Origin of the sequence: Streptomyces sp. NPDC007088, from assembly GCF_042869355.1 — a bacterium.
Lineage (GTDB): Bacteria > Actinomycetota > Actinomycetes > Streptomycetales > Streptomycetaceae > Streptomyces.
In genome coordinates this window covers 45,960-56,330 of sequence record NZ_JBIAFO010000030.1, presented here as the reverse complement: position 1 = coordinate 56,330, position 10,371 = coordinate 45,960, and the positions used below count along the sequence as shown (strand labels likewise).

General features: G+C 71.6%; 10 protein-coding genes and 1 pseudogene. 7 read left to right on the top strand and 4 right to left on the bottom strand.

Translation table 11 applies throughout. The features are described from left to right. Positions 1 to 129: 129 nt before the first annotated feature. Together ACFYMP_RS30105 and ACFYMP_RS30100 are read left to right on the top strand one after the other, a co-directional pair. Entirely contained in the window at positions 130 to 465 is a 336-nt protein-coding gene (locus ACFYMP_RS30105; RefSeq protein WP_388863462.1) for a hypothetical protein, read from the top strand. Positions 466 to 475: 10 nt separating this feature from the next. Further along, on the top strand, positions 476 to 1,276 hold the full coding sequence (locus ACFYMP_RS30100; protein ID WP_388863460.1) for an inositol monophosphatase family protein: 801 nt from the start codon (positions 476 to 478) through the stop codon (positions 1,274 to 1,276). A gap of 708 nt (positions 1,277 to 1,984) precedes the next feature. Here the strand turns inward: ACFYMP_RS30100 and ACFYMP_RS30095 are convergent. The 3 genes from ACFYMP_RS30095 to ACFYMP_RS30085 form a co-directional block, all read right to left on the bottom strand. Further along, the gene (locus tag ACFYMP_RS30095; RefSeq protein WP_388863458.1) at positions 1,985 to 2,497 is read right to left on the bottom strand and encodes an RHS repeat-associated core domain-containing protein; all 513 of its coding nucleotides are present in this window, start codon (positions 2,495 to 2,497) and stop codon (positions 1,985 to 1,987) included. A 67-nt stretch (positions 2,498 to 2,564) separates the two neighbouring features. Further along, positions 2,565 to 2,765, bottom strand: coding sequence for a DUF397 domain-containing protein (locus ACFYMP_RS30090; protein WP_388863456.1), 201 nt, complete (start codon positions 2,763 to 2,765; stop codon positions 2,565 to 2,567). Next, on the bottom strand, positions 2,762 to 3,634 hold the full coding sequence (locus ACFYMP_RS30085) for a helix-turn-helix domain-containing protein (protein WP_388863454.1): 873 nt from the start codon (positions 3,632 to 3,634) through the stop codon (positions 2,762 to 2,764). Before ACFYMP_RS30085 ends, ACFYMP_RS30090 begins: the two co-directional genes overlap by 4 nt. A gap of 235 nt (positions 3,635 to 3,869) precedes the next feature. Here ACFYMP_RS30085 and ACFYMP_RS30080 point away from each other — a divergent pair, with 235 nt between their 5' ends. Then, entirely contained in the window at positions 3,870 to 4,286 is a 417-nt protein-coding gene (locus ACFYMP_RS30080; protein ID WP_388863452.1) for an ATP-binding protein, read from the top strand. A 21-nt stretch (positions 4,287 to 4,307) separates the two neighbouring features. Beyond that, complete coding sequence (locus ACFYMP_RS30075; RefSeq protein WP_388863450.1) at positions 4,308 to 4,583, top strand: hypothetical protein; 276 nt, start codon at positions 4,308 to 4,310, stop codon at positions 4,581 to 4,583. A 60-nt stretch (positions 4,584 to 4,643) separates the two neighbouring features. On the opposite strand, the pseudogene ACFYMP_RS30070 reads toward ACFYMP_RS30075, so the two are convergent. After that, positions 4,644 to 4,865, bottom strand: a pseudogene (locus ACFYMP_RS30070) (MFS transporter); the annotation flags it as partial. Positions 4,866 to 5,389: 524 nt separating this feature from the next. Between ACFYMP_RS30070 and ACFYMP_RS30065 the strand changes: the two are divergent. The 3 genes from ACFYMP_RS30065 (at position 5,390) to ACFYMP_RS30055 (ending at position 10,304) form a co-directional block, all read left to right on the top strand. Next, positions 5,390 to 6,391, top strand: a complete 1,002-nt coding sequence (locus ACFYMP_RS30065; RefSeq protein WP_388863448.1) for a translation initiation factor IF-2 — start codon at positions 5,390 to 5,392, stop codon at positions 6,389 to 6,391. A gap of 335 nt (positions 6,392 to 6,726) precedes the next feature. Further along, the gene (locus tag ACFYMP_RS30060) at positions 6,727 to 8,973 is read left to right on the top strand and encodes a polysaccharide deacetylase family protein (RefSeq protein ID WP_388863446.1); all 2,247 of its coding nucleotides are present in this window, start codon (positions 6,727 to 6,729) and stop codon (positions 8,971 to 8,973) included. Beyond that, complete coding sequence (locus ACFYMP_RS30055; protein WP_388863444.1) at positions 8,970 to 10,304, top strand: acyltransferase; 1,335 nt, start codon at positions 8,970 to 8,972, stop codon at positions 10,302 to 10,304. The genes ACFYMP_RS30060 and ACFYMP_RS30055 overlap by 4 nt, the downstream gene beginning before the upstream one ends. The last annotated feature ends 67 nt before the right edge of the window (positions 10,305 to 10,371 follow it).

Here is a 10,371-nt window from a genome sequence, read left to right as displayed (position 1 = left end):
GGGGGGGGCGGGGGCCCGCGGGGGGGGCCCCGGGGGGGGGCGGGGGGCCCCCCCCCCCCACCCCCACCCCCCCCCCCCCCCCGGGGGCCCCCCCCCCCCCGGGGGGCCCCCCCCCCACGGCTTTCTGTCGTGCTCTGCTCCACGACGAAGGCCGACAACCGGACCTCGACCCGGTGGAGTAAGGGCGATCTTTCGGGCAAGGCCACGAAGTACACGTACGACAAAGCGAATTGGCTGACGAACGTCGTGTCCGACGGGGGTGGCAGGACGTACACCTACGGCTACGACGCCCGCGGCAACCGCAAGACGTCCTCCGACGGCACGACGGACCAGTCCCTGGCGTACGACGCGGTCAACCAGATCACGCCCACCGGTCACACCTACGACGCGGCCGGCCGCCACAGAAGCAGCGAGCACGCCCCTGACCGAGATGGCCCCGCCGGGGCGGTAGCTTCGCCTCGATAGTCTGCACGCCATGATCGACCCATGTACGAGCTCCGACGACGCCGCGGTCGCGACAGCCGCGGCGCGGGCCGGCGCGGACGTGGTCCGCAAGATGTACGGCCAGCGGCTCAGCCGCATCGACAAGGGTGCCGGGGACTTCGCCACTGCCGCCGATGTGGAGGCAGAGAAGGCGATCCTCGGCGTCATCCGGGCCGCACGGCCCGATGATGCGGTGCTCGGAGAGGAATGCGGGCAGCATGGTGCAGCCGACGCTGTGCGCCAGTGGTTGGTGGACCCCCTGTGCGGCACGCTGAACTACGCCGTCGGCACCATGCTGGTGGCCGTCAATGTGGCGTTGCGCGGTGGGGCGGCGGCCGTGGCCGACCCGTTCAGCGGCGAGGTTTTCCTCACCGACGGGGAAACCGCCTGGGTGCGGCGTGACGGGGCCGACGACGCCTTGCTGACGCCCACGCCGTCTACCCGATTGGTGGACGTCAACCTGGATCCCCCGTTCCCAGGCGCGCCGGGCTTCCGGGCCGTGGATCTGCTGGCCCGCCCCGAGTTCGTCGAGCTTTTCCGGCCGCGTGTCGTATCCACGACGCTGGCGCTTGCCTGGGTGGCTTCCGGCAAACGCGCCGCGTATGTCACCGATGGCGGTGACCTCGCCAGGAGCGTGCATTTCGCGGCCGGCATCGCTCTGTGCCGAGCTGCTGGCTGCGTTGTCACCGGCATCGACGGTGCCCCGACCGGTGAGACGGGTCGTGGGCTTGTGGTCGCCGCTGACGAGGAGACCCACGGGCTGCTGATGCCGATGCTGCGCAGCCGAAGCTAGTGCTCTGATCGTGCCTTGGACGACCGGCCAGGAGGCGAGAAGGATCGTTGTTCAGCCGGTCGGAGACCAGTGATCCGGCGTCCCTTACGACGGCCGTCCGGATCGCGTGGTCGTCCGCCCCTGCCGCCGGTGTCGGAGCCGGTGAAGCAAAACGGTCCGGGCCCTTCGGGGCCCGGACCTTTCCGCTTCGCACGGTGGAGAAAGGCGACCGCTGACCACGCAGGCACCTTCAACGGCGTTGCCCACAGCTCATTCGAAACTAATGTGGACCGGCTTGAGGGGCGCGCATGAATAGCTCACGGAAAAGTGGTTCCAACCGACATAGCGGCAGAGGGGATGCCACCCTCTGCCGCCCTGCGACAATCAGCGTCGTTTCTTCCGCACCACACTGTAAAGCACGACACCGAGCAATACGGCCACTATGGGAATGATCACCCATCCCGGCAGATCAGGGCCTACAACCCCGCGAGCAAGAGTTTCGCCATGCGGCATGCTTTACCCCTATCCTATAGATTCTTCCAGCTTGCCCTTCCGCCCAGTCCCCGACGTAATAGGAAGCTGCGGCGCAGCCTGCCTGCCCCACAACACCTGCAGTCCCGGCGGTGGGTACGGAAAGTGCAGCGAGGCCGGCCTCGCAAGCGACCTCGGTAACTGCGACTGGCCAGATTCCAGTTTCCGTTACTGCAGCACCTTTCCGATCTCCCGTAATCACCTGACCGGCCAGCTCGCCATAGTCCATGGCGTCGCTGATCTTTCCGAAGGCATCGGTCGCCTTCCCCAAGAATGAACTTCCATTGGGGTCAATGTTGTTGATCGGGTCGTCGCCCGCATAGGCGTAGCGGTTCCCGCGCCCCGGTTGGCGAGGAAGCTGTACTTGTCCTGGGTGGTGAAGCGGCCGGTGGTGGGGTCGTACCGGCGCTGGCCGTACTTCACATAGCCGGTGGTGCGGTCGTAGGTGCCGCCGACGAACCGGTAGGGGTTCTGAGCGCCCGCCGTGCCGGTCTCCTTGGTCGTCTGGACGGCGCCGTGGGGGTCGTAGTCGTAGACGGTGGACTGGACGGTGGACTGGTTGATGAACTGCACCGGGTTCCCGATGCCGTCCACGATGTAGTACGCCTCGTACCCGTTCGTCGTCCGCAGCGAGAGCGGCTGGCCGGTGGTCGGGTATTCGGCGTCCCCTACGACGGCCGTCCGGATCGCGTGGTCGTCCGCCCCTGCCACCGGTGTCGGAGCCGGTGAAGCAAAATGGTCCGGGCCCCGAGGGGCCCGGACCCGGTGCTTGGCCGTTTCAGCCGAGGTCGCCGCCGTTGAGGCTGTCGGTGAAGGTGTCCCAGCCGGTGCGGGTGACGAGGAGGAGCGGGCCGGTCCTGCGCTTGCTGTCGCGGATCGCGCGTCCGCCGTCGGACAGCGGGGCCACCTCGACGCAGTTGTCCTGGGGACCGCTCGCGGCGGCCTTGACGAAGGGGCCCACGACGGTGGGGTTGCTCATGGTGACGACCTCTTGTCTGTCTGTTCTTGACGCAACTCGTCCATGACGGCCGTGATGCGGGCGTAGGAGTCGGCGGGGCTCAGGGCGCTTGCCCGCAGATTATCGAACGCTCCGGAGAACGCCGCGATCTCGCTTGGCTTGTCCATGAACAACGTTCCAGTCAGGTTCGCCACGCAGGTGATGCTGGCGTCTGCCGGGAAGTCGAAGATGACGTACGCACTGTGTGAGCCGGCGTGCGCGCCCGCCTCGAAGGGGAGGACCTGGAGGGTGACGTTGTTGCGTTCCATCATCCTTTTGAGGTGGCGGAGTTGCTCGACCATGACGTCACGCCCGCCGACCAACTGCCGTAGGGCCCCCTCCGTCACGATGCCCCAGAAGCGTGGTGGCTCTTCCGCCTCCAGGATCATCTGACGTTCCTGCCGCGCCTTGATGAGGGAGTCGGCGTGACCAGGAGGCAGGATCGCGGGCGAAGCTGCGGTGATGTGCCGGATGTAGTCGGGGGTCTGGAGGAGGCCCGGCACAACCATGCCCTCAAACGACCGGATTCCCGTCGCCGCGCCCTCCAGCTCGATGAAGTCCCGGTACTCGCGCGGCAACGCGTCCTCGTAGGCGATCCACCAGCCCTGCTGGCGCGCGTCCTTGGCGGTCTCCACGTAGGCGGCCACCTGCCGTTCGTCGGTGACGCCGTAGAGCGCGAGCAGGGCCTTGAGGTCGGTGCGGGAGACGCGGACCTCGCCCTTTTCTATCCGGCTCATCTTCGACTGGGAGAAGCCGAGTTCCTCGGCGACCGCCTCGGCCGTCAGGTTCAGCCCGCGCCGCATCTGCCGCAGGTCCGAACCCAGCCGGCGGCTCCTGATCGTCTGGCCCATCACGCTCCCTGAAGGTGTGTCGCGTCAGTTTGCCCGGTTGCTCACCTGCGCCGCAAGCAACTCTCCTGGGGTATCCATCAATCAGGGACTTGCAAGGAGGGTATATGCACGACTACGTTGATGTCCGTTGGTCACGCAAAGTCATGAGTGGTGGCGATGTGTGATGCCGCCGCGTGGTGCGTCCGGACGCCTTGGGGCTGACGGCACGCGTCACACACCGAGAGGTGCGTCCCTGGTGTGGAAGAGCAGACAGGAACTTCGTTGTCCCGCTGTCGAGGAGTCCGTCCCTCCGGCCCGTCGAGCCGACCGGTACTGCGCGCTGGGGTGGGGGCTCGACGCCGGCCTCGCGGACACGGCCGAACTGCTCGCGAGTGAGCTGGTCACCAACGCCGTGCTGCACGCGGACGGCGGAGACGACTGCCGGGTGACGTGCGAGCTGTCGGGGGCGGCCTTCACGGTGACGGTCGTCGATCAGGGGAACGGCATCCCGTCGATGCGTCACGAGGGGAGCGGTGAACCCGAGCCGGGCGGGCGGGGGCTGTTCCTCGTCGACACGCTCGCGGACGAGTGGGGAGTACGGGGCGCGGCGCCCGGCAAGGCCGTGTACTTCGTCCTCGCCGTGCCCGGCAAAACCCCGCATCTGCCCGTTTGACGTCGAGAAGAGAGATGAGTGATGGACGACAGCCACGTACGGCCGAGTGTGTACGGTTCGCGGTCGGGGCCGGGCACGGACGCGACCGGGCGTCCCGGTCCGAGCGGTGACGAGGCCCTCCGCGAGGGTGACCTCGCCGCCAGGGACCTCGCTGAGGCGCTGAAACTCGCGGGGATCACGCTCCCCTCGCTGCGGGGCGACTTCCCCGGCTTCGAGAACCGCCCGCTCGTCCACCTGGGCGGAGCCTCGGCGGCGCTGGCGCGGGAGTTGGCGGCCTGGGTGCGGGGGCGGGCGTAGCTCGCGGAGCCGGGCCGCGTTGTCGGCGCCCTCTATCGTCTCGGTGCGGCCACCCCCCCAAGCCCCCGCCGCCCCCGCCACCGCGATGCCGTAGCCGAGGGAAGGGGTGAGGTGGTCGGCGACGAGGCCGGACAGGGCCGAGCCGGTCGCCGAGCCGGTCAGGATCGCGGTGACCGCGAGGGTCATGCCCTCGTTCAGGCGGCCCGGCGGGGTGCGGTGCTGGACCCGGGTCATCGCCGTGATCAACGTCGGGGCCGTGGCCGTGCCCGCGAGGAGGACGGCGTCCTGCTCGCCCCGCCCGCCCCACTCGCCGTCGGGGAGGCCGAGTTCGTCCGGATCATGGCCAAGCGGAGGTGCCCGGTGCTCGCCGTGCGCGGATTCCCGGCCATGACGGGCACCGTGTGCCGGCCGCTCGTGGAGCCCGTACCGCTCTCTCCCGTGTCCCTGGTCTGGCGCAGAGGGAGACGGGACCCCGCGCTCGACGCGCTGCGCCGCGCCGCCCGTGATCTGGCGAGCGAGGAATCATGGCTTATTCGAGCGGATTCCGCATGGCTTCCGACCAAAGACGCACTCATCATGGTGAGTCGGGCGGAAAACGTCGTATGACCATTCTTCGCTGCGCTACTTTGCTTCCCCGGGCGCAGTAGGACAAATGGGGGGCGCTCGGACCGGGTGGGGGCCCGGTCCGGCCTGAGGCGGCGCCCGGATCGCCTGCGCACCCGTTACAGCCACCATGGGGGAAGTGCGCACACGTGGAAACCTGGCGAGAAGACGCCTCAACCGGGCGCAGTCATGAGCCGCACGAGGTGACCGTCCAGCTCGACGGACTCGGGCGCAGGGTGGGGGAACCGCCCGCGCGGGACCCGGCGGTCGCCGGTTCCGCCGGTCTTGAGGGGCCGGTCTTCGTGGACTCCTCGGGGCGGCGCGGCAGGCGCTACCGCCGGATCGGCCTGCTGCTCGGCGTGGCCTGCGGGGTCTACGCGGTCGTGATCGTCGCGACCCTGCTGTCCGGCAACGCGCACGCTCCGTGGCTGCCGTTGCCGGGACCCGTCAAGGACCGGCCGGCGGGCACGGTGAAGACCGTGCCCGGACCGGCCGAGGGCGCCGGGGGTGCCGAGGGTGTGAACGACGGGGCGGCGGCTCCCGCCCCCGGCGCCACGGGCCTGCCGGTCGCGGGCGCCGCGCCCGGCCTCGCCGTACCGGCCCTGCCCGGGGAGGACGCCGCCGTGGGCGTCCGCCTCCCCGAGGCCCCGGGGGACGCGCCGAGGCCCGGCGCCTCGGCGCGGCCCGGCAAGGGCTCCAGCGGGAGCACCCCCGCCCCCGGAAAGGGCGGCGACTCCGGTAGCGGTACGGGTTCGGCGGGGGGCCCGGCCGGTCAGACGCCCGGCACCGGGGCCGGTGGGACCGGAGGCGGCGGCACCAGGCCCGATCCCGGACCGGGCGGGGGCGACCCCGGCGCGGGCACCGGCGACCCGGGCTCCGGGACCGGCGGAACCGAGCCGGGCACCGGCACGGGCGGCACCGGCCCCGAGCCGGGCGGCGGCACCGAGACCGGCGGCGGCGAACCGAGCGGCCCGCCCGCCGGGGAGCCGGGCGGCGGCACCGTCCCGCAGACCGGCGGCGAGAGCCCGCTCCCCGAGCCCTCGGGCACGCAGGACGCCGATGGCGGTACCGGCGACCCCGGGGGGCCGGGCAGCCCCGAGGGGCGCGGCGGCGGCAGCCCCCGGCCCGACGTGTCCGCCTCGCCCTCCCCGTCCGCCGCGCCCGCCTCGCTCTCCTTCTCCGTAGCCGTGACGTCTTCTCCGTAGCCGTGACGTCGCGGAGGTGAGCGGCGACCGGAGGGCGAACGGCGCTGGTCGAGCGGGGCCGCGACGCGGGACTGGCGCCGTCCCCGCCGGCCACGGCCACCGCGCCGGCGCCGGCGCCGTCTCCGCCTCCGTGCGGGCGTTGAACCGGCCGCTCCGAGAGCGCAGTTGACACTCTCCCGCGCCCCGCGCCCCGCTCGTCGCTCGTCACCCTCTTCTTCGCGCGCTCCCTCCCCGTTCTCGTTTCCCCGTCTCCCGTTCCCCGTCTCTCGTTCCCCGTCGGAACTCCGGCCGCCCGGACGGGCCGGCCGCCAGGCCCCGGAAGGGCTCATCCGCTCATGACCAACCGCTCGCGGGCAGCGCACACCCGCTCCGGAGTTCCCCGGCCCCGGCCCCGGCCGCCCCGGAAACGCCCACGCCGCCGGGGCCTCCCGCTGCGCTACCTGCTCCCCGTCCTCTTCCTCTTCGCGGTCCTCGCGATGCTCATGCTGCGCGGCTACGTGCACAGCGAGATCATGGCCGACCACCGCGTCCGCCCCGAGGCCCCGACCGACCGGGTGCCCGAGCGGATCACCGACGGCGGGCCCGTCATCGACACCCGGGCAGGACAGGCCAAGTCGCTGCGGATACCCGGGCACCAACTCGTCCTCACCTTCGACGACGGTCCCGACCCCGAGTGGACGCCCAAGGTCCTCGACGTGCTCAAGAAGCACCACGCGCACGGCACCTTCTTCGTCACCGGCACCATGGCCTCGCGCTACCCCGGGCTGGTGCGCCGCATGGTCGAGGAGGGGCACGAGGTGGGACTGCACACCTTCAACCACCCCGATCTCTCCTACCAGTCGAAGACCCGTATCGACTGGGAGCTGTCGCAGAACCAGCTCGCCCTCGCGGGCGCCGCCGGGGTGCGCACCTCGCTGTTCCGGCCCCCGTACTCCTCGTTCGCCGACGCGATGGACGACAAGTCCTGGCCCGTCACCCGGTACGTCGGGGAGCGCGGCTACCTCACCGTCGTCAACGACTACGACAGTGAGGACTGGAAGCGGCCCGGCGTCGGCACGATCATCCGCAACGCGACACCGAAGGACGGCAAGGGCGCCGTCGTCCTCATGCACGACTCGGGCGGCGACCGCGCCCAGACCCTCGCCGCACTCGACCGCTACCTGCCCCGACTCCAGGCGCAGGGCTACCGGTTCAGCAACCTCACGGAGGCCCTGGACGCGCCCAGCGCGCTCGCCCCGGTCGCCGGGCCCGAGCTGTGGAAGGGCAGGGCCTGGGTGTGGCTGGTGGCCGCCTCCGACCGGTTGACCTCCGTGCTCGTCGTCGGTCTCGCCGTCACCGGCAGCCTCGTCATCGGCCGCTTCGTGCTCATGCTCGTGCTGTCCTTCGCGCACTCCCGCAAGGTGCGCCGGCGCGGCTTCCGCTGGGGCCCGGAGGTCACCGAACCCGTGACGGTGCTGGTACCGGCGTACAACGAGGCCAAGTGCATCGTCGCGACGGTCACCTCGCTGACGAAGAGCGACCACCCCGTCGAGGTCGTCGTGATCGACGACGGGTCCGGCGACGACACCGCCGGCATCGTGGAGCGGCTGGGACTGCCGGAGGTCCGCGTCGTGCGGCAGCGCAACGCGGGCAAGCCCGCCGCCCTCAACAACGGCATCGCGCACGCCCGTCACGAGATCGTCGTCATGATGGACGGCGACACCGTCTTCGAGCCCGCGACGGTACGGGAACTCGTCCAGCCCTTCGCGGACCCGCGCGTCGGCGCCGTCGCCGGGAACGCGAAGGTCGGCAACCGGGACTCGATGATCGGCGCCTGGCAGCACATCGAGTACGTCATGGGCTTCAACCTGGACCGGCGCATGTACGACGTGCTGCGCTGCATGCCGACCATCCCCGGCGCCGTCGGCGCGTTCCGGATGTCGGCGCTGCGGCGGGTCGGCGGGATGAGCGAGGACACCCTCGCCGAGGACACCGACATCACCATGGCGATCCACCGCGACGGCTGGCGCGTCGTGTACGCCGAGAGGGCCCGCGCCTGGACCGAGGCGCCCGAGACCGTGCGGCAGCTCTGGTCGCAGCGCTACCGCTGGAGCTACGGCACGATGCAGGCGATCTGGAAGCACCGCGGCGCCCTCCTCGACCGGGGCGCCTCGGGACGCTTCGGCCGCGTCGGGCTGCCACTCGTGTCCCTGTTCATGGTGCTGGCCCCGCTGCTCGCCCCGCTCATCGACGTCTTCCTGGTGTACGGGCTCGTCTTCGGGCCCACCGCGCGGACGCTGGGCGCCTGGTTCGGCGTCCTCGCGCTCCAAGTGGTGTGCGCCGCCTACGCGTTCCGGCTCGACCGGGAACGCATGACGCACCTCGTGTCGCTGCCGCTCCAGCAGATCCTGTACCGGCAGCTCATGTACGTCGTCCTGCTCCAGTCCTGGATCACCGCGCTGACCGGCGGCCGGCTGCGCTGGCAGAAACTGCGCCGCACCGGGATTCTCGACGCCACCGGTACCCCCCGGCCCGCGCCCGGGAAACCCGGACGGACCGGCGCGGACGACGTCCGCGCCCAGGAACGGAGGCCGGTCGGATGAGCCGCGCACCACGGACCCCGCCCCCGCCGTACGGGAACGTGGGAGGCGCCCCACCGCCCCACGCCGCCGCGGCCCGCCCGGGAGCCACGGACACCGCGCCGCTGTCCCGCCGGGACCCCGGACCGCCGAGCGCGCCCACCCGGCCCGGCCGTGACCGCTACCTCGATCTGCTGCGCTGCCTCGCCCTCGTGCGCGTCGTCTTCTACCACGTCTTCGGCTACGCCTGGCTGAGCGTCGTCTTCCCGTCCATGGGCGTCATGTTCGCCCTGGCCGGTTCGCTCATGGCGCGCTCCCTGGCCCGGCCCGCGCTCGGCGTGATCCGGGGCAGGCTGCGCCGACTGCTGCCGCCCGTCTGGGTGTTCGCCGCCCTCGTCGTCCCGATGATGCTGTACGCGGGGTGGCGCGCGCCGCGCGGGGAGGCCCTCGGCTGGTGGCTGCGGCTGGCCGCCTACCTCGTACCGGTCGGCGCCCCGCCCTACCCCGGGGGGCTCGGCTCCGAGAGCGGCTGGCTGGAGTCCGCCTGGCCCGACGAGGCGGCCGGGCCGCTGTGGTACATCCGTGCGTACCTGTGGTTCGTGATCGCCTCCCCGCTGCTGCTCAGGGCCCTGCGCCGGCTGCCCTGGGCGACGCTGCTCGCCCCCCTGGCGCTCACCGCGCTGCTCGGCACCTCCCTGGTGACGCTCCCCGGGGAGACGGGGCTCGCGGTCACCGACTTCGCGCAGTACGGGAGTTGCTGGGTGCTCGGCATGGCGTACCAGGAGGGGATGCTCGCGAAGGTGCCGCGCTATCTCGCGGTCTCCCTCTCCGCCTTCCTCATGGCCCTGGGGCTGTGGTGGGCGGCCGGCCACCCCGGGGAGGACGGGCTCGACCTCAACGACATCCCGCTCGCGCAGGCCCTGTGGTCCTTCGGGTTCGTGGTCATCCTGCTCCAGTACGCGCCGTCCTGGCGGCGACTGCCCGGGAGGCTGGCCCGGTTCGACCGGTTCGTGACGCTCAGCAACAACCGGGCGGTGACCATCTACCTGTGGCACAACCTGCTCATCATGGCGACCGTGCCGGTGATCGACCTCGCGTGGCGGCTGCCGTTCGCCGACGGGGCGGTGGGGACGCTGCTCGGTGAGACGTACTCCTTCTGGATGTTCCTCCTGGTGTGGCCGCTCATCGCCCTCGTGATCGTGCTCGTCGGCTGGGTAGAGGACCTCGCCGCGCGTCGCCGCCCGCGCCTGTGGCCGGACGGACGGGACAAGGGGCGGGACAAGCGCCGCGACGAGGGGCGCGACGAGGGGCGTGGTGCCGGGCGCGAGGAGCGCGCACGGGAGGCCCGCGACTGAGCGGACCCCGGGCGCCCGGACGGCGGCCGGCGCCCTCCGGCTCGTTCCCGGCCGCTACGCCGGGTGC